Annotated in this window: 17 protein-coding genes; 10 read left to right on the top strand and 7 right to left on the bottom strand. The window is 66.5% G+C overall.

Going from position 1 to position 21548, the window contains the following annotated elements:
* The first annotated feature begins 232 nt into the window (after window positions 1-232).
* Together ACZ5IK_RS40870 and ACZ5IK_RS40865 are read left to right on the top strand one after the other, a co-directional pair.
* Window positions 233-2533 (top strand): NB-ARC domain-containing protein, encoded by a 2301-nt coding sequence (locus ACZ5IK_RS40870; RefSeq protein WP_465492614.1) that lies wholly within the window; start codon window positions 233-235, stop codon window positions 2531-2533.
* Window positions 2530-4920: an NB-ARC domain-containing protein gene (locus tag ACZ5IK_RS40865; protein ID WP_465492613.1), complete on the top strand. Its 2391-nt coding sequence runs from the start codon at window positions 2530-2532 to the stop codon at window positions 4918-4920. Before ACZ5IK_RS40870 ends, ACZ5IK_RS40865 begins: the two co-directional genes overlap by 4 nt.
* 17 nt (window positions 4921-4937) lie before the next feature.
* Here the strand turns inward: ACZ5IK_RS40865 and ACZ5IK_RS40860 are convergent, their stop codons facing one another.
* The 6 genes from ACZ5IK_RS40860 to ACZ5IK_RS40835 are packed head-to-tail and all read right to left on the bottom strand — an operon-like array spanning window position 4938 to window position 11938.
* Window positions 4938-6266 (bottom strand): NtaA/DmoA family FMN-dependent monooxygenase, encoded by a 1329-nt coding sequence (locus ACZ5IK_RS40860; RefSeq protein ID WP_465492612.1) that lies wholly within the window; start codon window positions 6264-6266, stop codon window positions 4938-4940.
* A gap of 13 nt (window positions 6267-6279) precedes the next feature.
* Window positions 6280-7428 (bottom strand): acyl-CoA dehydrogenase family protein, encoded by a 1149-nt coding sequence (locus ACZ5IK_RS40855; RefSeq protein WP_465492611.1) that lies wholly within the window; start codon window positions 7426-7428, stop codon window positions 6280-6282.
* Window positions 7425-8345, bottom strand: a complete 921-nt coding sequence (locus ACZ5IK_RS40850; RefSeq protein ID WP_465492610.1) for an ABC transporter permease — start codon at window positions 8343-8345, stop codon at window positions 7425-7427. The genes ACZ5IK_RS40855 and ACZ5IK_RS40850 overlap by 4 nt, the downstream gene beginning before the upstream one ends.
* Entirely contained in the window at window positions 8338-9414 is a 1077-nt protein-coding gene (locus tag ACZ5IK_RS40845; protein ID WP_465492609.1) for an ABC transporter permease, read from the bottom strand. The genes ACZ5IK_RS40850 and ACZ5IK_RS40845 overlap by 8 nt, the downstream gene beginning before the upstream one ends.
* The gene (locus ACZ5IK_RS40840; protein ID WP_465492608.1) at window positions 9411-10913 is read right to left on the bottom strand and encodes an ABC transporter ATP-binding protein; all 1503 of its coding nucleotides are present in this window, start codon (window positions 10911-10913) and stop codon (window positions 9411-9413) included. Before ACZ5IK_RS40840 ends, ACZ5IK_RS40845 begins: the two co-directional genes overlap by 4 nt.
* The gene (locus ACZ5IK_RS40835) at window positions 10910-11938 is read right to left on the bottom strand and encodes a BMP family ABC transporter substrate-binding protein (protein ID WP_465492607.1); all 1029 of its coding nucleotides are present in this window, start codon (window positions 11936-11938) and stop codon (window positions 10910-10912) included. Before ACZ5IK_RS40835 ends, ACZ5IK_RS40840 begins: the two co-directional genes overlap by 4 nt.
* Before the next feature lie 299 nt (window positions 11939-12237).
* Between ACZ5IK_RS40835 and ACZ5IK_RS40830 the strand changes: the two genes are divergently transcribed.
* Window positions 12238-12714 carry a hypothetical protein gene (locus ACZ5IK_RS40830; protein ID WP_465492606.1) on the top strand — a complete coding sequence of 159 codons (477 nt, stop codon included), beginning with the start codon at window positions 12238-12240 and terminating at the stop codon, window positions 12712-12714.
* Complete coding sequence (locus ACZ5IK_RS40825; RefSeq protein ID WP_465492605.1) at window positions 12707-13885, top strand: DUF6545 domain-containing protein; 1179 nt, start codon at window positions 12707-12709, stop codon at window positions 13883-13885. Before ACZ5IK_RS40830 ends, ACZ5IK_RS40825 begins: the two co-directional genes overlap by 8 nt.
* 51 nt (window positions 13886-13936) lie before the next feature.
* Here ACZ5IK_RS40825 and ACZ5IK_RS40820 read toward each other — a convergent pair whose 3' ends face one another.
* Entirely contained in the window at window positions 13937-14581 is a 645-nt protein-coding gene (locus ACZ5IK_RS40820; protein ID WP_465492604.1) for a hypothetical protein, read from the bottom strand.
* 342 nt (window positions 14582-14923) lie between these two features.
* Here ACZ5IK_RS40820 and ACZ5IK_RS40815 point away from each other — a divergent pair, with 342 nt between their 5' ends.
* From ACZ5IK_RS40815 to ACZ5IK_RS40790, 6 genes are all read left to right on the top strand, one after another.
* Window positions 14924-16033, top strand: a complete 1110-nt coding sequence (locus ACZ5IK_RS40815; RefSeq protein WP_465492603.1) for a hypothetical protein — start codon at window positions 14924-14926, stop codon at window positions 16031-16033.
* 100 nt (window positions 16034-16133) lie between these two features.
* On the top strand, window positions 16134-16295 hold the full coding sequence (locus ACZ5IK_RS40810; protein WP_020636272.1) for a hypothetical protein: 162 nt from the start codon (window positions 16134-16136) through the stop codon (window positions 16293-16295).
* Between the two features lie 47 nt (window positions 16296-16342).
* Window positions 16343-17152 carry a hypothetical protein gene (locus ACZ5IK_RS40805; RefSeq protein ID WP_465492602.1) on the top strand — a complete coding sequence of 270 codons (810 nt, stop codon included), beginning with the start codon at window positions 16343-16345 and terminating at the stop codon, window positions 17150-17152.
* Window positions 17149-18534, top strand: a complete 1386-nt coding sequence (locus tag ACZ5IK_RS40800; protein ID WP_465492601.1) for a hypothetical protein — start codon at window positions 17149-17151, stop codon at window positions 18532-18534. Before ACZ5IK_RS40805 ends, ACZ5IK_RS40800 begins: the two co-directional genes overlap by 4 nt.
* An 8-nt stretch (window positions 18535-18542) precedes the next feature.
* Complete coding sequence (locus ACZ5IK_RS40795; protein WP_465492600.1) at window positions 18543-20033, top strand: SCO6880 family protein; 1491 nt, start codon at window positions 18543-18545, stop codon at window positions 20031-20033.
* Entirely contained in the window at window positions 20027-21544 is a 1518-nt protein-coding gene (locus tag ACZ5IK_RS40790) for an ATP-binding protein (protein WP_465492599.1), read from the top strand. Before ACZ5IK_RS40795 ends, ACZ5IK_RS40790 begins: the two co-directional genes overlap by 7 nt.
* Window positions 21545-21548 lie beyond the last annotated feature (4 nt).

Raw genomic sequence — 21548 nt, 5'->3', positions numbered from 1 at the left:
AAAGTAGCCAGATCGTCAACTTTCTAGGACGATTTTGGTAGTTGTCTGCACTCTGGACCTATAGGCAGATGACTAAGTGGGCTTGCTTGGGTCGAGGTAGGTAGATCCACTCAGCTGACGTGTCGTGCGGCCTAGATACACCTGAATGGACCAGTTCCCATCTCGGGAACACGGTGGACAGCACGTCACCGTGTGGCACGATCCAATGTCGAGGAGTGAGGGGGGCGATCGAGTGACCGAAATTCGAGAGGTAGCGAGTCCGGGAAGCGCCACTCGGCCGTATTTAACGCTGGCCGAGAAGTTCCGTGCCGAGGTGATGTCGCTATGCGACGAGCGTGGCTGGGCCTTACGAGAGCTGTCTCGGCGCGCCTTCCTCGACGTCGGATTTCTCAGCAAGCTGATCCGCGGCCTGGTGCCTCCTACGGTCGATGTCGCCAAGGCTCTCGATCAAGCTTTTGGTACCGAAGACTGTTTGCAAAGCCTGGTTGCCCGGATTCGGTCAGACCTTCATCCGCAGCTACCTGTCGGCGGGGCGTTCGTCGGCAGGGACGTGCAGTGCGCGCGACTCGACAGCCTGGTAGCCCAGATGACCGCGGACTCGCCTGCCGCAGTAGCGGTCCTCGCAGGAGCGGCGGGGGCAGGGAAGACCTCCCTCGCCGTCCACTGGGCCAACTCGCAGAAAGCGGCCTTCGACGTGATCCTGTGGGGCGATCTCTATGGATTCACCGGCGACCAGACTCAGCAGGCTAAGCCTGGAGACATCCTCGGGGAGTTGCTGAAAGGCCTCGGTGTCTCCGCCAGCCGTATCCCGGTTACCGACGACGAACGGCTGCACTCCCTGCGTGGGCGCCTCAGCACTCGGGCCGCGCGCGTGTTGATCGTGCTTGACAACGCCGTCGACTTGACGCAGGTGAAGCCGGTATTGCCCGGCACGCCCGGAACGCTGACTCTCATCACCACCCGCACGCGCATCCGAGGACTGGCTCAGATGGCGCGCACGGTTCACGTCCCGGTCAGCCCAATGACCGAGACTGACAGCGTCCACCTCATCAGCTCGCTCATCGGGCCTGACCGCGCCGCGCGGGAGCCCGACGCCGTCGCGCGGGTCGTCGACCTGTGCGCTTCCCTGCCGCTCGCGCTCTCCATCGCGGGGAACCTGATCGCAGCCGACCCGGCGACTACCGTGCTCCAGCACGCCGAGGCCCTCGCGGACCGAGGCCGGCTGCACATGCTCGACGGCGACGACGCGGGGATCGGCGTGCGCACAGCAATCAGCTGGAGTATCGCTTCCGCCCGGCCAGGCGAAGCTCGGCTGTTCCGTCTCCTCGGAATCCATCCCGGACCGAGATTCACTTCAGGCGCCGCCGCCGCGATAGCCGGACTGACCGAACCCGACACACTCCCACTGCTGGACCGGCTCGTAGACGCCCACCTCATCCAGCAACATCAAGGCGGTTACCGATTTCACGACCTTCTCCGCGACTACGCCACTGAGGAAATCCGTGACCCGCTCTGGGAAACCGAACGCCACGCCGCGACGGAACGACTTGTACGGTGGTACGTCCACAGTTGCCACGCCGCCAACCTTGCCCTGACCCCCTTGCGTGATCACCATGAACTGCTCGACGCGCCTCCACCCGGCATCCATCCCGCGACGTTCGACAACCCGGGCGTCGCCTTCGCCTGGTGCACCGCCGAACTTCCAAACATCACGCCGGTCTCACAGCTGGCGCTGGATCAGCGGATGTGGTGGGAAGCCTGGAGACTGCCGACCGTCCTCATCGACTACCACATTTTCGCTCGACCGCTGCACGTCTGGACGAGCAGTATGCAGATCGCCCTGACCTCAGCCGAGAACGCCGAGGAGGACCTCTGGCTGGCCGAGGTGGCCGACAAGCTCGCGGCAGCCTACATACGCACGCGGGATTACGACCGAGCAGATGAGCTCGCCCGCCGCGCGATAGCCCTCACTGAGGATCGCGTTCCCGTCTATCCCCGGCTGGGCTGGCCCTACGTGAACCTCGGCGTCAGCGCGCATGTTCGTGGCGACGTCGCGACGGCAGTCGACCTGATCGGTCGAGGTGTGGACGCGTTCGTTGCCGGTGGATCACGCATCGGTGAACTCGCGGCACGCATCGAGTGGGGCACAGCGCTGCGAGAGGCCGGCGATCGCGACCGTGCGCTGCAGCAAGGTCGTCTGGCGCTCGAGGGATTTCGGGCTGATGGGGATTCTCACGGGCTCGCCTCCGCGCTGGCTCCGCTCGCTCGAACCTGCCGCGCTTTCGGAGAAGTCGACGAAGCGCTGGCGTGCAGCGAGGAAGCCGCTCAGCGTTTCCACTCGGTGGGCGACGCATGGGGTGAGGCTGACGCGCTCGAGATCAAAGGCCTGGTGCTCGCGGATCGCGGGCGTCGTGCTGACGCCATCGATGTGCTGACAGCCGCCCTGAAGCTGGTCGAGACCCTAGACGAGGTCAAGGCCGATCAGCTGCGACGAGCGATCAAGGCATGCGACTCTGCCGGTGGCCTGACATGATCTGCCGCAATCGGGACTCTTTCACCGACCAGGACGAGCCCGGCTCCGGCGTGCCGACTTCCTACCCGTCCGCGGCGGAGCAGTACGGTCAGAGGCTCTTCGAACTCCGAACCCGCCGCGGACTAAGAGTCCGGGATCTCGAAAACCGGACCCGTGACATCGTTGATGCCCGCATCGCCGAACTGCGCGTGCGTCCCGAGAGCGCAGACCTGACGCCAGCCGAACTCGACGATCTCGCCGGGAAACCGGTCAGCAAAAGTGCGATTTCCCGTATCGAGAAGGGAAAGCCGCCGAGTGTCGACGCGAGCCGCCTTCTCGACGAAGCCCTCAGCGCAGGCGGCACGTTGGAGATCCTCGCAGGTCCGGCACGAGCGGAACCCTCCGGCCATTTGCCTGTCAGCCCACCGTATTTCGTCGGGCGGGAATCCGAACTGACGCAGCTGAGCAGGCTCAGCTCTCAACCGCTCGACCCCGAGCTGCCGACGGTGATCGTCATCGGCGGCCTGCCAGGCGTCGGCAAGAGCGCGCTCGCGCTGCACTGGGCCCACGGCATGTACGCCCGGTTCGACCTCGTGCTCTACGCGGCCCTGGGCGGATACACCTCCGGCAACCCAGCGACCCACGCTGAGGTCCTTGCGGATCTGCTCCGCGGTCTCGGTATCGAGCGCGACGACGTACCGGCATCCGAGTACCAGAGAGAAGCCGTTCTTCGTGAGCACCTTCGCCGCCGTGAGCAACAAGTGCTGGTCCTGCTGGACAACGCCCGCGACTCCCAACAAGTCGTGGGCCTGCTGGGAAGCCTTGCGGGCACGACCGTCGTGGTTACCAGCCGCACGGAACTCTCCGGGCTGGTGATCAACCACGCCGCCCGCACCATCCGGCTCGACACTCTCACCGACAACGAGGGGTGCGCGCTCGCGGCGGACATCATCGCCGACGAACGCGTCGACGCCGAACCCGACGCCCTGGCACAACTGGTGGACATGTGCGCGTCGCTGCCGCTAGCGATCCTGGTCGCTGCGGAACGCATCGCCGCTGATCCCGACATCAGTATCAGTGAGCACGTCGCCGCGCTGACTGACGTCGAGCGGCGCCTGCAACTGCTCGACATCGACGAATCCGCCGGTGTCCGCGGCGCGTTCGAATGGTCTTATCGAACATTGCGAGCAGAGACGGGGCGCATGTTCCGCCTGCTCAGCTTGTATCCACGCCCCTGGGTCACCGCCCAGGCGGCAGCGGCGCTCGCGGGCGTGACCGTCGACAAGGGCCTTCGGCTGCTGGACGACCTGGCCCAGGCCCACCTGCTGCACCAGGTCACAGCGGACAGCTTCCACTTCCACGACCTCCTCCGCGTCTATGCCGCCGAGCAAGCCGACCTACAGCCCGAAGCAGAGCGGCGCGACGCGATCGTGCGGCTGGTGGCCTGGTTTCACCACACCGCGAACGCGGCATCGTGGGCGCTGACACCGATGCGTGACCACCACGTCCCCCTTTCCCCGACGCCGCAGAACGTGACCCCGCTGACTTTCGACAGCTTTACCTCAGCGTTTGCCTGGTGCTCGGTGGAACTGCCCAGCCTGCCCGCCGTCGCACGACTCGGCATCGATCACGGCCTCTTCTTCGAGACGTGGCGGATGACGATCGACCTGTTCGACTACCTGGTCCACAGCCGCCCGACTGAGCTGTGGATCACGCTGATGGAACTCGCCGTCGAAGCTGCGGAAAAGGACGGCGACACTGCCCGGCTTGCCGAGGCGCAGGAAAAGTTGGCCGAGGGGTACCGGCGGGGTGGCCGGCTCGACGACGCCCATGACCTCGATGTGCGCGCGGTACGCACCGCAAGCCCGCGCGGTCCGAGCCGCACGCTCGGATTCGCCTTGCTGGGCTTGGGAAACAGCGCACACACAGCAGGCGACCTGGCCGAAGCCTTCGCGCTCACGCGGAGTGCTCTTGACACGTTCACTAGAGCCGGAACGCGCATCGGCGAGGCCATGGGGAACATCGCGCTCGGCAGCGTGTACCGCGACCTCGCTCTGCCCGACCTGGCGATCGAACACGGCGAGAGGGCCGTGGAAATGTTCGCCGCTGTCGACGACCAGCACGGTGTCGCAGTAGCACTGCTGCCGCTCGTCCAGACCTATCTGGCTTCCGGGAACCTCATGCGAGCGTTGCGTGCGTGTGTCGATGCTCAGGCAGCGTATGCCGCAACCGCGGACAGATGGGGACGGGCGGATGCGCTCGGATGTAAGGCACACGTCCTCAACCGACTCGGCGATGCCCAGGCGGCGGTGGCGTGTCTGCGTGAAGCATTGCCGCTCCTGCGAGGCCACGACGACGATAAGGCGGATACCTTCGCCGCCTACCTCTCCGACCTCGAGACTCGCTAGAGCAAGCGTTCCTGGGCTCAGCCGTCTCGCGCGGGATGCTCGCCTGGAAGGCGCGGGCCGTGGCCGAAGAACTTCTCGCGGAGAGTGCCGTTGGTGTATTCGTCTTGCATGAGACCGCGACTCTGCAAAATCGGGACCACATGCTCGATGAACTCCTGGAAAGACCCAGGCGAGGTGACGTATTCAAGGTTGATGCCGTCGACACCGGCGTTGTGCCAGCGTTCGATGTTGTCGGCGATTTGCTCAGGTGTCCCGACAATCCGGCGGTTTCCCCAGCGGAGAAGCAGTTCGCCGAGTGTCCAGTCATCGCGGCTGGACCAGTCGAGTAGCTTCCTCACGGGAGCGGATACGTCGCGGTGCCGGAGGTCTCCGGCTTTCGCGGCGAGGTCTTCGGTTCCCCAGTCGTGGTTTTCGAACACTGCCATCCTGGCAGCGTTCCCTTCGATGGTCTGCCGTTCGAGAAGCTCCGCGTCGCGGCGGCGAGCCTCCTGCTCGGTACCGGCGAGCAGGTAGGACTGCGGGACAAAGATCTTCACGTTGCGCGGGTCGCGTCCAGCGTCGATAGTCGCTTGGCGAACGTCGGCGACGACGGGCGCGGCGGCGTCGGGGTCGAGGGCGCTGATGAACAGCCCTTCGGCGTGCCGGCCCGCGAAGGCTCTGCCAGTGGGTGACATCCCGGCCTGGAACAGCAGCGGGGTGCGTTGTGGGGATGGTTCACATAGATGTGGGCCATCGAGTTCGTAGAACTCGCCGTGATGTTTGACGGCGTGGACTTTCGCAGGATCGGCGAAGGTACGGGTCGCGGTGTTGCGGATGGCGGCGTCGTTTTCCCAGCTGTGCTCCCAGAGTTTGTACACGGCCGCGGTGTACTCCTCGGCGCGACGGTATCGTTCGGCGTGCTCGGGCAGCCCCCCGAATCCGAGATTCCGTCCGGCGCCTGGAAGAAATGAGGTGACGATGTTCCAGCCCACCCGGCCGCCGGTGAGGTGGTCCAGTGTGGACACGCGGCGGGCGAACTCATAGGGGTGGGCCTGGAGGACGTTCGAGGTGAAAACGAACCCGAGGTGCTCGGTGTAGTGGGCAAGCAGCGGGATCAGGACGGAGGGATCCCCTGTGGGGAACTGCATTCCCTCGGCGATGGTCGCGTCTGGGCTTCTGCGGAACACCTCGTACGGTGCCAGGACATCGGCGAAGAAGATCGTGTCGAAGTATCCCTTCTCGAGCAGGACGGCGAGGTCGATCCAGGGTTGCGGCTGGTGGTAGTCCAACTGCTGGCTGCCGGGTTCGAACGCGAGCCCGGGTCCATGGTGTGACGGTGTGATCATCGTGAATGCGTTGAACTTCATGTAAGGGCGTGTTTTAGCCATGGTGACCGTCCTGCGGGGTGGGGGAGAGGATGCCTGCGCCGATGGTTTCCTGGCATATCTCGCCGGAGTAGGCCATGAGCCATCCGGCTTGGGCGTCGCGGAAGGCTCGTTCGATGTCGCCGCGGGTGTAGCCGGAGGCGCCGCCGACGCGGATTCCGAGGTCCGCTGCGTCCCGGGCGATGGCGTTGGCCCGGAGTTTGGCGTGCATGGTCGCGGGCAGGAAGCCGGGGTCGTTCTGGTCGGCGAGCCAGGTCATGTGCTGGGCGTACATCGCGACGGCCTCGAGTCGGGAGGCGCCGTCTCCGACGGCGAAACGCACCCACTGCATCTTCGCCAGCGCCTCGCCTGTGGTCGGGATCGTGCGGGCGCGCGCGTGAGCGGTGAGCGCGGTGAGCGCCGCGTCCGCGACCCCGAGCGACAGGAACGCGAGACCGGCGCGGATGTGGTTGGGCCGCGGCCCGGTCGAGGGCGGGCAACGGCGATCTTCGGGGAGCAGGGTGCCGGCGAACTCGATGAGCTGCGAGCGGCTCGCGCGCAGGCCCAGGGTGTCCCAGATCGGCACGAAGCTCATGGTCGAGGGGTCAGTGTCGAGGCCGAAGAACGCGGGCTGGCTGTCGACGAGCGCGTTGATCAGGAAGTGGTGGGCGACCTCGCATCCCGAGGAGAAGCGTTTCGCGCCCGACAGCCGATACCCGCCGTCGGTGGGTTCGGCGTGCTGGAGGGGCTGGAGGAACAAGTTCCCGCTGCTCGGTTCGGACAGCGCGTTGGCGAACCGCGCGCCGCTAGCGAGTTTGTCGGCCCAGAACCTGGCGGTGTCCGGTGTGGACATCTCGATGAGGCCGACCGCGGCGCCGATGTGCATAACCCAGATGCACGCGGTCGACGGGCACGCGGCGCTCAGCGCGCGGACGATCGCACCGTAGCTGCGGTAGCTGAGTCCTTCCCCGCCGTGGGTGGTGGGGATGAGTGCGGCGTCGATGCCGGCGTCGTGCAGGGAGCGCAGGTTTTCTAGCGGCAGGTCTGCCGTCCGGTCTCGTTCGGCCGCGCTCTTGGCAAACTCGCGTGCGAGCCGTTCGGCGGTGGTGACCCAGTGTTGTTCGGGCGCTGGTGGCGCGAACGGATGGTGGGTTGCGGTGGTCACGTCGGCTCCTTTTGTGGTGGGAGGTGGTGGGCACGTCGTGATCTGCGCCGTCCATCGACGATGAGTAGCGCGATCGCCGCGATCCACGGCAGCAGCTGATACGCCTCGACCGGCAATCCGAGCGATCGGGTTTGCGCGAGCAGGGCGAGGCTGTCGAAGACACCGATCAACATGGCCGTCGCGGCGACCCCGATCGGATGACGGCGCGCGAGGATGACGACGGCGAGCACGATGAAACCACGTCCGGCGGACATCATTGGGGCGAACGTGCCGATCGACGAGAGGGACAACACCGCGCCCGCGAGCCCGCCGCTTCCGCCTGCGATCAGCGCCGCCGTGGTGCGATGCCTTCGCGCGGAGATCCCGAGGATGGCCGCGGAGTCGGGATTGTCGCCGACAGCACGCAGCCGCAGGCCGAGCCTGCTGGAGCGCAACATCCACCACACGGCCACGGTCGCGGCGATCGCGAGGTAGGCCGAGACGCTCGTGCCGGTGAACAGCGGCCCGAGCACCGGGAGCTTGGCCAGGCCCGGTAGAGAGATGGTCGGCAGTGTCGGCACGCTCAGCGCGGTCTTGTCGGCGGGGTCGGCGACCTGGGAAACGTAGGTGCTGAGACCCGTACCGAGCAGTGTCAGCGCGATCCCCACCAGGACCCCGTCCGCGCCGCACGCCAGCCCAGTCGCGTACAGGGCGCCGAGTACGAAACCACTTAGGACACCCGCGCCGAGTCCTGCCCAGGGACCGGCCAGCTCGGAACTGAGTACCCCGGCCAGCGCCCCGCACACGATTGTGCCTTCCAGGCCGAGGCCAATTCCGGCGCCGGAGCGCTCCAGTACCGCCTCGCCTAGCCCCGCAAGGATCAGCGGCGTCGCCGAGCTGATGGCACCGATCAGCACTAGGACCACGAATTCAGACATCGTGACCACCACGGCCGGCGGCCGCATCGGCCGCTGCGGTCCGGCGGGCTGTGGCTCGCTGGACGAGGGCGATCGCGAGTACCGCCGCGCCGAGCAGGACAGCTTGAGCGACAGTACCGATCGCCGAGGGGATCCCAGTACGGACCTGGATACCGCCTGCTCCGGTGGCGATGGCCGCGTAAACGACACCGGCCACGACGATCGGTATGGGGCGGCACCCGCCCAGTACCGCGACGATCAGGCCTCCGAACCCGACCCCGCCGGCCACCGTGGGTGTGAGTCTTTCGTCGACGGCGGCGAGCTGGTACCAGCCAGCCAGCCCGGCCGCCGCGCCAGACACGACAGTCGTTCCCAGAAGTGCTCGCGCCGGTGTGACACCCGTGCGTTCGGCGAGCCAGTGGCGCTCACCGAAGATCTCGAGCAGAACGGCGCTGCGGCCGCGATGCCACCAGATCGCCACGACGAGCAGAACCAGTACGCCGAACACCGCGGCGCTGACCCTGCCGGGCACAGGCAGCCACGGAATGAGCGCGGTCTCGGGAAGATTGGCGCTTCGCGCGGTCGCGGACCCGGCAGGATCCCGCAAGTGGGTTCGCAGCAGATACGCCAGCAGTTGTACTGCGATGAACGTGGCCAGTAGCGCCGTCAAGATCTCCGATATCCGCCACCGCAGCAGCGCGAGGCCGGGCAGCAGTGACCATGCCGCGCCTCCGCCAGCACCAGCCACCGCGCCGAGTGGCAGCGCGAGCCAGGGTGGCAACGATTCGCCCAGGGACAACAGAACCGCTGCCGCGGTTATCGCACCGACGATCATCTGACCCTCTGCGCCGACCACGACGACACCGGCCCGCAGCGGCACCGCCGCCCCGAGCGCGATCACGACAAGCGGAATCGCGGATGTCACGGTCTGCGAGGCGTTGTACGGCAGCCCGAACGCGCCGTCGAACCAGCCGATGACGGCGTCCGCAGGATCGCCACCGGAGGCGAGGACGAGGACGACGACCAGGGCGAAGCCCACGGCAGCGACCGCGGTGCCGATCAGATGTTCGCGTCGCAGCAAGGCTGTCACCCGGCATCTTCCTCGGCGGGGCCGTCCGGAGCGGCGTCGGCAGCAGGCAGACCGGACGTCAGGCGCCACACCACCGTGTCGTCGAGCTCGCCGGCGGGGACGTCAGCGAGGACCCGGCCCTTGGACAGCACGACGATGCGATCCGCGACCTGACGGGCCTCGTCAAGATCCGAGGAGATCACCAGGACGGCTGTTCCGGTGTCGGCCGCTCGCTTGATCTCGGCGTAGATGGCTCGGGTCGCCAGCAGGTCCAGGCCTTGGGCCGGTCCGTGCAGGACTGCGACATCCGGATCGCTACCGAGTTCGCGACCGACCACAAGCTTCTGCTGGTTGCCGCCCGACAGCGCCGTTACAGCGACTCGCGGGTCCCGGGGGCGCACGTCGTGCCGATCTAGCAAGGCTCCAGCGGCCCGTTCGAGAGCGGTCGTGTCGAGCGCGCCCCGGCGGGTAAACGCCGGTTCGCGCAGACGCGTCACCATCGCCGACCACCATGAGGCGCGCCCCGGCAGCAGCGCGTCGAGCCGACGCTCAGGCACGTATGCCACTCGGTGCCCGCTGGACACCGTACCGGCAGACGGGGCGATATGCCCCGCCGCGACCTCGGCCAGTGCGCGCTGGCCGTTGCCGGCGACACCGACAACGCAGACGACTTCCCCCGTTCGCACCTGAAGGCTGATGTCGCGGACCGGGACCGGGTCGCCGCATGTTGCGGTGACGCCAGACAGCACCAGGACCTCCTCGCCGAGTTCACGAGTACGGGGGACGGGAGGTGCTGGCGCCTGCTCATTGCCGATGATGGCGTGCGCCAACGACCCGTCGTCGACGTTGGACACCGGACCGGTGTGGACCACCCGGCCATGCGCGAGCACGGTCGCGGTGTCCGCGACCTGGCGCACGTCGGCGAGGTGGTGGGTGATGAGCAGGACCGCCACCCCCGTATTGGCGACTGCGCGTAGGTGCCCGAACAACTCCTCGACCTCGCGCGGTCCGAGAGCGGACGTGGGTTCGTCGAGCAGCAGAACACGAGCGTCCTGCGCCAGCGCGATCACCAGTTCCCCGAGCTGGCGTTCGCCCCGGCTGAGATGCCGCGCCGGAGTGTCCAGAGCGATCGGAACGCCGGCCCGCGAGGCGACGGATCGCAGTTTCGCTGTGAGCGCGCGACGTCGTACGACGCGATGGGGCTGGCTCAGAGCCAGGGTCTCGACGAGCGTGAGGTCGTCGATGAGACTGTCGGCCTGCGGGATAATCCCGATTCCGTACGCGATCGCGTCACCGCGTCCGCCGAAGCAGACTGGTGAACCGGCGACCTCAATATGCCCTTCGTCAGGCGCGTCCAGTCCGGCCAGGATCTTGCCTGCGGTGCTCTTTCCTGCGCCGTTCTGACCGAGCAACGCGTGAATCTGCCCGCCGTGCAAGGCCAGATCGACGGTGTCGAGCGCCTGGACCGCGGGAAACCGTTTGGAGACCGAGCGCAGCGCCAGCAGCGGCGCCGCGGTCATCGACCCGGCTGCCAGGGCGTGATGGTCACCGCGCCCGCTCGCAGGCGTTCCGCCAGTTCGGCGATCCGCTTGTCGAGATCCGCGGGCATTCCCGGCGCGGCAGCCACCTTGTTGAGGTCAGAAGGCACGAGTGATCCGTTCGAGATCGTCGAGGTTGTGCCCTTGTTACCGAACGTGCCGTCCTTGAGCCGCCCCGCCCACTGGCTCAGGATCGGCAGCATGTCGGTCTTCACCCGGCCGATGTTTACCGATGCCGCAGCGGCACTGGTCGACGCCGCCAGGCCGATGGTCGCGATACCGGCGGTTTGTGCCGCGGACGCGACGCCTGCGCTGTATCCCTCGGCGTTGGTCGCGACAAGCTTCGCGCCGGCCGCGATCTGCGCGCTCGCGGCCTGACTGGCTCGCTGGGCATCTTCGAAACTGCCGGTGTAAACAGGCGGAAGCTGGCGCACCGAAGGATTCGCGGCGTTAAGGCCTTGGCCGAAGCCGTGCCATTGAGCCTGGAGAAACGGGACCTGCTCGCCGTCGACGACACCGACCGGGGAAAGCTGGGTCGAACCGGCGATGTACCCCATCAGGTAGCCGAGTTGCAGCGCGTCGTAGGTCCACGTCTCGACAGACGCGGTCGCCTTATCTAGAATGTCTGCCCCGCCAGTGGCGACCATTCGCGCGTTAGGCACCTGCTTAGCCACTTTGAAAACCGTGTCAGAGAACCCAAGACCCCACCCAATGACTAGGTCGTAGCCTGAGGTCGCGTACTGCCGCACCTTGGTCTCAGCCTCGGCATTGGTGACGTTCTCCGAGAGCTGAACGCTGATCTCGCCGCGTTTCTGAAGTTCGCGTGCGGCATCTGCCGCGACCTGATTGAAGCCGCGGTCCTGGGCGCTTCCGCCCAGGACGATCGCCACTTTCGGAACCGCACCGACCGGGGCAGGCTTGTCGCTACCTGCACTACAGGCCGTTAGCTGCACCGCTACCACCGTCGCCACCACGGCGACGACCCCACGCAGTTTCGTGCCTTTCACCCGTGTGTTCCTCCCAAGATCCCTCGGGCAGACCCTGCCAGAGTCGGCGCTGTCCCACAGAAAGAGGCAACACCCATCGCCAGGCAGTCGAGAGCATCTTCGCAGGTCAGCGCTGTCCCCGCATGATCGGCAACGACAGGCCCTATCCAGCTCTGTTGGTTTTCAACAGACTGACAAACACTCGGTAGGCGGCCCATGTCGTCATAGTGGCGCCGGTTTCGGCGCGGGTATGGGTCTCAAATATGTCCGTTACCGGACACGGGCGCGGGCTACGAGGCGTAGCGGGGAGAGGGGACATCATGGTTTTCGGGACCAGCCGGAGAGAGCTCAGGCGGCGTTGCGACGAGCTGATCGAGACGTTGCCGATCCGCCCAGAGTTCGAAGTGACGGCCTTCCTGGGGGAGTTGAGCGCGGAACGGAAGACGCCGCTGACGTTGTGGCGGATGAACGCCACGGGAGCGACACCCAGCGGCATGCTCGTGACCACCCGGGAAATGGACTATCTGTTCGTTGTGCGCGGAACCCCGCTGGCGCACGTTCTGCACATCTTCGCTCACGAGCTCGGCCATCTCCTGTTGGGACACCAATGCTCGCGCGCCCAGCGTGGGCCTGGTGGTCGGCAGCAGTCCTGGGAGGAGATAGAAGCTGAGGAGTTCGCCTACCGCTTCGCGGCCCGGGTACGGCTGGTCGAGCGACGGCACCGGATGCGTGGCTCTTGTCGGCAGGTGCTCGCGGCGTTCGGCTCCCGTGCCCACCGATACCAGTACGGTGTCTGACCTGGATAGCGCAGCGGTCTACGTCGCGGCTCTGGTCGCGCTCAGCGAATGCGTTCGCAAGCTGGTCGCGGATCGACGGATGCCCGCTGCGCTCAGCCGCGACTACCTCGCGTTTGGGCTGCTGTTCGCCAGCGTCTCACTCGTGGCGGGCGCTCCGGCCACGGTCCGCTGGAGTGACCTGCACACGGGCACACAGCATTTCGCTTATCTGATCCACTGCCTTATGGCCATGGCTGCCATGGTCTGCATGGCGGGGTTCCTGCGCACTGTGATCATGACGACGGTCCGGGTACGGACGACCGTTGCCTTGTTCATGGTGTGTGCCATTGCCCTCGGCACGTTGTTCGTGTTGTTCGGGGCTGCCGATCCACGGTTCGGTGCCACCGGCCGACAGCCGGCGTCGCTGGCGTTCACGATGATCTACCTCGGGTTCATGATCTCGTGGATTGTGGCGTTCATCCGGGGGGCTTGGCGAATCTCGCGTGGCACCGATGCCGTGGTTCGCGTCGGGATAGGTCTCGCCGTCGTGGGCATGAGTGTGGGGCTCATTGGCCTGGTGTGGAAGGCGTTCACCCTGCTCGAAACTCTCGTCCGCGCTGAACAGGTTGTTCGGTACCCCGACTTCACGCTCCTTGCCGAAGCCTGCGGAACTGTCCTGTTCGCGGCGGGGTCGGGGTTCGCGGCCGCGGTTCGCTGGATCGAGGAGTCCAGGGCAAGAGCGCGTACCCAGGCGATTAAGGGACTCTGGGAGCGACTCCGCCCGGTCTGGTCGCAGTCAGGATTGTGTGACGGACGGGACGAACTCGATTTCCGCAGGCAGGTCGTGCAGGTCTTCGACGCTTGGCTGATACTGCGAAGCTACGTTGATCCGGCAGCGCAGCACGTTGTCGCCACTGTGATCGGGGAACGACGGCTGAGTGCGAGGCGAGCGGCGCGCGTGACGGCCGCGGCCGAATTGCGGACTGCCTTGGCCGCGTTCGAGAACGGAATCGACGCGACGGTGGTAAAGCAGAGCGCCGACCCCGCGCCGCAGCCCGCCCTGTTGTTGGCGGACGAACAGCGAGAATTCAACTGGATCGCCGAGGTTGCGCAGGCATGGACCGATGATGCGGTCACCGAGATCGTGGAGCGGGTGTGCGCCCGCGCCAATCTCGGGAGGTGTCACCAGTGAGGTTGTCTGCCACTCCGACGTGGTGGTTCCGGTCACGAGGCCGGTGGCTGATCAGTGTTCGTCTGGCGGGGACGATCGGCTGCGGTCAATGGCATGCAGGATCTCGAGGAACGCCATTCGTTGCACGATATTGTCCTGGCCCAGCGACTGGACCTCGCGGGGTCGGACGCCAGTGAAACCGACCTTGTTCATCAGCTCAAGGGTCCGCCGGTCCAGATCGTTGAGCCCGTCGGGGTCATCCAGCAAGTCCTCGAGTTGACTGGCTGGCACAGAAGGGTCCAGCAGGCGAGCATCGATACGCCAGAAGTCGGCCAGGGCAAGCGCAATCGGAGCGCGCAGGTTCTTCGATTTTCCGTAGGCGTAGTTGTAGATCATCGTCTTGCTGAAGCTCTCACCGGTCCGGTCATGGACCCATGCCCCGATCTTCGGGGCATACATCCTCTTCTGCTTCAGGCCACGCGGACCCTTGCTGATCGTCTCGGGGTCGAAGACCAGTTCGCCACGCCATACGTAGTAGAAGGACTCGTTGTCGATCAGATACGACAGGCGCTCCCCGAGGGTGTCCAGCGCCAGCAACGTGCTCGTCAGCGCGACCTGCGCGGCCGGGGTGCGCAGCGGCACGGGTGACCCGGCACGCTCCTTGGGGGCATGATCATCGGATCCTCCGGCACTCGTTTCCTGCGTGTCGTCGACCATCGACGTCCCCCTTTCGGCCCGTCGTGCATCGTACTCAAGCGATCGTTCGCCGGACTGTCCAACTGCCTCAAACGCTCACTTTAGTTGACATTATCGACCGATCGCATACTGTTGAGGCATAATAGTCAACAAAGTAGGACGATCTGACCTGCTCTGATGTTCGTCGTTCCGGCGTCGACCAGGGCGTCGTCCCGTCGGCTCCCGTACCGACGACACGCGTCAGCTCGTGAAAGTAGCCCGCCTGGGCGATCCCCCATGCGGAACCGGTCACTCTCCACCGGATCTTGTCGCCGACAACCCTCCCGGGATGTCGGCAGATCCCAGATGGAGAGGAGGCCGAACGTGAGCCGACAGGTGCCGCAGTCGAGGCCATCCGCCGCCCGGTCCAACGAAGCGGCTTTGAGCCCCTCCGATCTTCAGGCAGCCGTCGACGCTGAGATCCTGGCCCGTGGCCTCGCAGCCGGGCGGATCGGCGTGGACCCCTCGCGATTAGCCCTCGGCGTCGGTCAGAGTGCCTCGGTCGCCGAGGCGACCGCCCGCGCGGTAGCCGCGTCCGTCTGGCAGGACAGGCAACCGACTGGTGGCCCTGTCGACTGGACAGATTTCGGACGCGTGGTGCCCGTGCTCGCCGCATCACCCGGCGCCGGAGCCAGCGTCACCACCGCAGCCGTCGCCGACGCGTTGCAACTGGCCGGCCGGTCCGTGCTGATGATCGACACCGCCGACCCGAACCGGTCCGGCCTGGGGCGTGCCTCCGCAGTCGATGGCCCACAGGTGCCAGGTCCCCACCCGGCAATCCGAATCCGGTACTCCTGGCGTGCCCAGGCGCTTCTGGCACGGGCGGAAACAACTCTGCCAATACTGGCACCGGGAATGTTTCCCGCTCCGCGTTTTTGGCGTCCGGGCCCGCGCAAGATCGACGTCACGGTAGTCGACATCGGACACGACCCCTGGCGAGTCGGCGCACACCCGCTCGCGGGGGCGGGAGCGTGGCTGCGCGCCGGAAAACCTGTCCCTATACCGATTCTCGCAGTGCGGCCGAGCGCACCGTCACTGGCCCACGCCGAACAAGTCCTCGCGCGATTCGAAGCCTGGATTCGTCTCGGCGCCACCGTGCCCACTGCACAACTCGTGGTGGTGGGGGCCCGGCGGTGGCCCGCCACCGTCACGGCCACCGCCGGAATCCGTGTACAGAAGTTACTCGACAGCGCCATCTTCCTGCGGCCCGATCCCGAACTGGCCGCTCACGGTGTGACCGCCGAGGTCACTCCTTCCCGAGTCCGTGCCGCTGTGCTCCCGATGCTGCGTCGGCTCGAACTGCTATCCACCGACAAGCCCTCCCGGCTCCGTACGCCCGGTCCGAAGGACCAGGCCCGTGAAAAGGGAGGGCGCGCTCATGATCGCCCACACCATCCTGGAATGGCTGCCCCAGCAACCGACTCCACCACCTAGCCCCGTACCGCTGCCGAACCCCGTTCCGGTACCGCCACCGGGTGCCCCAGCGATCCTTGGCCTTCTCAACAACGTCAAGTGGGCCGCGGGGATCGCCTTGATGGCGGCGTTCTTCATCGGACTCACCGTCTGGGCCGGCGGCCGCTGGGTCGACCACCACCGCGCGGGCAAGGTAGGCCTGGTCATGATGCTCTGCGCCATCGGCGGAGCCATCCTGTACGGGATCGGCTATTCGCTGATCGACGGCTTCTCCAAGGGATGAGCGATATGTTCACCCCCGACGCTGTTCGTCGCCCCCGGCGTGCCCGGATGACGATACTCGCCCTGGCGCTCATCGTGCTGGTCGCAGTGGGGCTTGCCGCCGTGCTGGTCATCTCGAACTCCGGTACAACATCCACGTCACCGCCGGTCGAAGCGGGGCCCGGATATCCGCCTGCGGCGGGAAAAGTTACGACGCTGGAACCTGAACCGACTCCGGAGCCCGGCTGGGACGTTGTAGCGCAAAAGAAGCTGGCGCTGCGCCCGATGCTGCGGCTGCCCGGCGAAGCTGCACAGCCCCATCCGCTGAGTCCGCAGGCCGGACCGGAACTGCGGATCCCGGAGCCGGGGAACACCGCCGGTGTGTGGATTCCCAGCGGGTTCCCCGGAACCGCCGAGGGGGCACTTGCCCAGCTGAAAGCAGCGGATGAGGTCGGCCTGCGGGGAGGAGACCCCGCCGTCTACGACCGGGCCTACGCCGACATCGCGTTACCCGGGGCGCCGGCCGTCGACCGGACGGGACTGCACACCCTGCTGAAAACCTTCCGCATGCGCGCCGGAATCGCGCCCGGAGAGGCGAAGCCCGGGTTGACGGTCCACTACGACGTGACGCACGGGCAGGTCAAGGGAACTACCGACCAGGGGCGATACGCCGTGGTCTGTGTCCTCGGCGTTCTCACTTTCGACTACAAGGGACAGTCGACGTCACTGGGCGTCGGTGACTGCCAGGCGTTGCGCTGGACTGGGGAGGTATGGCGGGTCAGCACCGGAATCCAGGCCGCGATGGCGTCGAATGCTTGGCCGGGAAGTGCTGAATCCGTGCAGGCTGGCTACCGCAGCCTGGGCGGTGTTCCGCGATGACCCCGGAGGACATCTTCGTCTGGCTGGGCCAGACCGCCGGAGGCTTGGTCGCCGGTCTGGCCTCCACCGTCTTCGAAGTAGCCATGCAAGCGATCTGGATCGCGTCGCTGTGGCTGCTGCGCGAGGCGTTCCTGTTGGTCGACCAGTTCTCGACGTTCACGGTATCGACTGCCGACGGACCTGTCGGTGTGCTGTGGCCGATGATGCTGTGGATCGGGGGTGTCATCGCGATCGGACTGTTCTTCTGGCAGATCACCGTATCCGTCTTACGAGGGGGCCGCGGATTCACCCGCGTCATGTCCGGGCCTGTCCAATACGGGGCCGCGCTGGCGGTGACTGTCGGCGCTATCGCCGGGCTCTTGGCCGCGGCGGACGGGGTCACGAAGGGGATTCTGAACGTCCTGCACGTGGGAAACTTCAGTGACGCCGTGAAGGTGATGGGGCTGGTCGACGCCGGGACCGACTCGGTGAAGGCTGTCGTGTTGGGGCTGACCGCGATCTTCGGTCTCGCACCGGCGGTGCTGGGCTTCACGATGGAAATGGTCTTTCGTGAAACCGCCACCTATTTGTTGACGGCTACCGTACCTATCCTCGCGGCTGGCCTCGTCGCGAACACGACCGCCGTGTGGTTCTGGCGCGGTATGCGATGGGTGCTGGCGATCGTCTTCGTCAAACCGGGCGTCGCCGTCGTGCTGGTGATCGGCATCGGGGCAACCGGTGAGGCACAGGGGCTTTCGGGCCTTCTCGCCGGTGTCGCGATTCTCTGGATGGCTGTGTGGGTACCCCTTGTGCTGTTCAAGCTGTTCGCCTTCATCGACCCCAACACGGAAGCCGGGGCGGCTGTTCGCGGAGCGTTCTCTGATGCCGGGATGGACTCCTACGGTTCCGACAGTCCCGGCGGCAAAGCCGCGAAATCTGCCTATAACGCAGCGAAGAAGAACCTGTTCGGTGGTGCTGGCGAGGGCGATGACGCCGACGCTGCCGACGACTCGGAGTCGGCGAACACCGACCGCTTCGACTCGTCCTCGGACGACACCATCCCCGGCCCGTCTGACGAACCCGATGGCGCTACGCCGGAGGTGAGCGACGGGGACAGCGACAGCGACGGCGACGGCAACGGCGACAGAAGCCGGCCTGAGGAAAGTGCGACCGCCGCCGGACGCAGCGATTCGCCATCGATGCCTGATCCGATCCGCGAGGCCGGCGAGACCATCGAGCCGGGTGCCGGATCCGCGACCGAAACGGAACTCGCGGAGTCCGAGGCTGCAGACGTGGCCGCCGGAGTGCTCCCGGAGGCATCTGCCGCATCCGCCATCCAGGGTGCGGTCGAGGACGCCGACGACGAGGACGGCGACCCGAACGCGGGGAAGGTGCTCGAATGACTAGCCGTGTGTACCGGGGGCTTTCGCGCCGCGAGCACGACGGCTGGATCCTCGGGCTCACGCCAGTGCAGGCGCTGACGTGCGTTGCGCTCGCCGTGCCGGTGGTGATCACGTTGTCCGCAGGTGAGATCACCAAAGCTTTGATCATCTCATGCGTCAGCTGCCCGCTCGCAGCGCTGGTGGCCGTGCCTCTACGCGGCCGGACCGCTGCGCGCTGGTTCGCGCACCTACTGCTGTTCCAGGTCGGCGCGGCCTTGGGCTGGACACGCTGGCAAACCCGCGCCGCCATCGGGCAGGTCGACCCCGACGAGCCCGACTTGCCCGGGGCGTTGGCCCGGGTGTGCTTCCCAGACGGTCCACCGTTGCGTGACCAGGGACGTGTCTGTCTGATCCACGACACCGGCGAAGGACGGTGGGGTGCGACTGCACGTCTCTCCCACGCCGGAGTGGGAATGCTGTCGGACAACGAATGCGAGCTGCTGGCGGCGCGGTTGGGGAACCTGCTGGAAGCACTTGGGCAGCGTGAGGTCATCGATCGGATGTCGCTGCTGGTGCGGACCGTTCCCGACGACGGCACCGATTACCGCGCTTGGCGGGCTCGCAACGAGATCTCTCCGGCGCCACCACTCGCGGCCGAGACGACCAGGGAGCTGGACCGCACTATCGGCCTACCCTCGGTACGGCACGAGATCTTCGTGACGATCAGCGGACGCGAAGACACCCTGCGTCGTCCCGCCATCGCTGCCGGAGGCGGTGCCAATGGCCGTGCGGTCGTGCTCTATCGGGTCCTGGACAGCCTCGACGAACGGTTCCGCGCTCTCGGTGCCCACGGTGTCCAATGGTTGTCGGGTGGTCACTTGGCCGAAGCGATACGTACCGGGTTCAACCCGGCCACGGCGGCGATGCTCAACGCGAGCCGCAACCGGGAGGAACACGGCTGCGCGCCGCTACCGTGGGCGGCCGCCGGACCGACCCACGCGCCCGCGCCATCTGCGCGGGCCTACCACCATGACGGCTTCTCCACTGTCTCGTACGCGGTGCTGATGCCACACCGGGGCACAGTCTTCGGTTCGCTCAGCTCTCTGTTGGCCGTGAAAACCCCAGGTGAGCGCCGCAGCTTGGCTGTGCACTACGAGATCATGCCCGCTGGCCGCGCACATCGCGCCGTCCAGGGGACCCGGTTCCGGACACGCGTCATGCGGGATTGGAAGGCCAGCAAAGGGTTTGCCGCTAGTGCCGAAGATCGACATGAAGCCCGGCGTGCCAGCGTTCAGGAGGACGCGATCGCGTCCGGCCACGGCATGGTCAGGTTCGCGGTGGTGACCGCGGTCACGGTTCCTTCGACCTGGCCGGTCGAAGACCACGCGGCCCGCCTAGAAAGCGCCATCGCAGGCCGATTTCGCCTGCTGCGCATGGAGCTGGCACAAGACGCGGGCTTCGTCGCGACGGTCCTTCCGCTCGGCATCGGGCTTCCCCGGCTGCGCGGAGGTGGATGGTGACCCGCGATCAAGTAGCCCGCGAACGGTCCGTGCGTGACCTGCTGTCTACCTTCGGCGCACCTCCCGACGTGAGGAAGCCCGACCGGGAGCGAACGCAACGTCGTGAGGTGGTCAACCGGGCGAACGCGCCGCGTCGTGGTCGTCGCCGCCCAGGTCACGGGTGGTCACCGGTGCCTGCTCCCCTAGCGGTCTATCAGGCCAGCACACACGAAGTCGGTGGCGTGTTTCCGCTCCTGGCCTCCAGTCCGATGCCCGCGGTTGGGGCGCGGATCGGCTACGACGTCACTGCCGGCGGAGCCTTCTACTTTCATCCCGTCGAAGCCGTCCTCGCCGGCACCTGCACGAATCCGAACGTCGTCGTGTTCGGCGAGCCGGGGACGGGGAAGAGTTCCACTGTCGTCGCGTTCCTGTTGCGCATGATGCCTTTCGGTGTCAGGACCTTGATCAGTGGTGACGTGAAGGGCGAGTACACGCCAGTCCTGAAGGCGCTGGGCGCGACGCCGATCGTGCTCGGGCCAGGCAGCCCGGCCCGTGTGAATGCCCTCGACCTCGGCCCGCTCGCGGCACACTGGGACACCTGGACCGCGAGGCGGCAGCGCAGTGAACTCACTTGGATTCTCGGCCGCTGGGTACAACTGCTCACCGCGCTCGCTGAAGCCCAAGGGTACGCCGCCACCGTGACCGACGAAGCGGTCCTGTCCGCCGTGCTACACCACGCCGTCGGCGCCGCAGATGCCAATACCCGGCTTCGCCCGATCACCATCCCCGACGTACACCGCGCGCTGGCCGACCCGCCTGATGAACTCTGGCGCGAGAACAGGTTCGCGGATCGTCGACAGTTCCTCGACCACCTGCGCCACATCACCGACGCGCTGAAGAATCTGGCTTCCGGGCCGCTCGCCGGCATGTTCGACGCACCGACCAACATCACACTCGACTGGGATGCACCCGCGCAATCGATGGATCTGTCCCGGTTAGACAGCCGCGGAGACAAAGCCGTGGCTGTCGCCCTGACCTGTCTCGGGTCGTGGTCGGCCATCGCCACCGACCTTCAGGACGACGGTGAGATCCGCATCGTCGTCCGCGACGAGGTATGGCGCCAGATGCGCCTCGGAGCCCGCGCGCTGATGTCCTTCGACAGCGAACTGCGCCTCTCCCGCAAGCACAAGATCATCCAGATCGCACTTGTTCACAAGCCCGCGGACTTCCTGACAGTCGGAGACGCCGGGTCGCAGGCGGCATCGATCGCTCGCGACATGCTGAGCCTGTTCAGCACGAGAGTCCTGTTCGGACAGACAACGCGGGTCGCGTCTGAGCTCGGTGACGCGCTCTCCCTCGCGGAAAAAGAACAGCATGCGATCTCCGGGTGGGCCAACCACCGCCGCGGACGCGCGCTTTGGAAGACAGAAAATCAAACCGGCCGCAAAGTGCAGACTGTGCTGAGCGCCGTCGAACGACACCATTTCGACACCAACGCCCAGCTCCGCTCTTTCTCCCGCACACACCGGTGACCGC

It is taken from the genome of Amycolatopsis sp. NPDC031561 (assembly GCF_055580625.1).
This window is presented reverse-complemented; position numbering and strand designations above follow the sequence as displayed.

Excerpts from the sequence above, each read along its gene's own strand:
- ACZ5IK_RS40800 (WP_465492601.1), top strand. The coding sequence starts at position 17,149 with ATGACCCCGGAGGACATCTTCGTCTGGCTGGGCCAGACCGCCGGAGGC.
- ACZ5IK_RS40830 (WP_465492606.1), top strand. The coding sequence starts at position 12,238 with ATGGTTTTCGGGACCAGCCGGAGAGAGCTCAGGCGGCGTTGCGACGAG.
- ACZ5IK_RS40805 (WP_465492602.1), top strand. The coding sequence starts at position 16,343 with ATGACGATACTCGCCCTGGCGCTCATCGTGCTGGTCGCAGTGGGGCTT.
- ACZ5IK_RS40840 (WP_465492608.1), bottom strand. The coding sequence starts at position 10,913 with ATGACCGCGGCGCCGCTGCTGGCGCTGCGCTCGGTCTCCAAACGGTTT.
- ACZ5IK_RS40790 (WP_465492599.1), top strand. The coding sequence starts at position 20,027 with ATGGTGACCCGCGATCAAGTAGCCCGCGAACGGTCCGTGCGTGACCTG.
- ACZ5IK_RS40820 (WP_465492604.1), bottom strand. The coding sequence starts at position 14,581 with ATGGTCGACGACACGCAGGAAACGAGTGCCGGAGGATCCGATGATCAT.
- ACZ5IK_RS40850 (WP_465492610.1), bottom strand. The coding sequence starts at position 8,345 with ATGTCTGAATTCGTGGTCCTAGTGCTGATCGGTGCCATCAGCTCGGCG.
- ACZ5IK_RS40865 (WP_465492613.1), top strand. The coding sequence starts at position 2,530 with ATGATCTGCCGCAATCGGGACTCTTTCACCGACCAGGACGAGCCCGGC.
- ACZ5IK_RS40860 (WP_465492612.1), bottom strand. The coding sequence starts at position 6,266 with ATGAAGTTCAACGCATTCACGATGATCACACCGTCACACCATGGACCC.
- ACZ5IK_RS40810 (WP_020636272.1), top strand. The coding sequence starts at position 16,134 with ATGGCGGCGTTCTTCATCGGACTCACCGTCTGGGCCGGCGGCCGCTGG.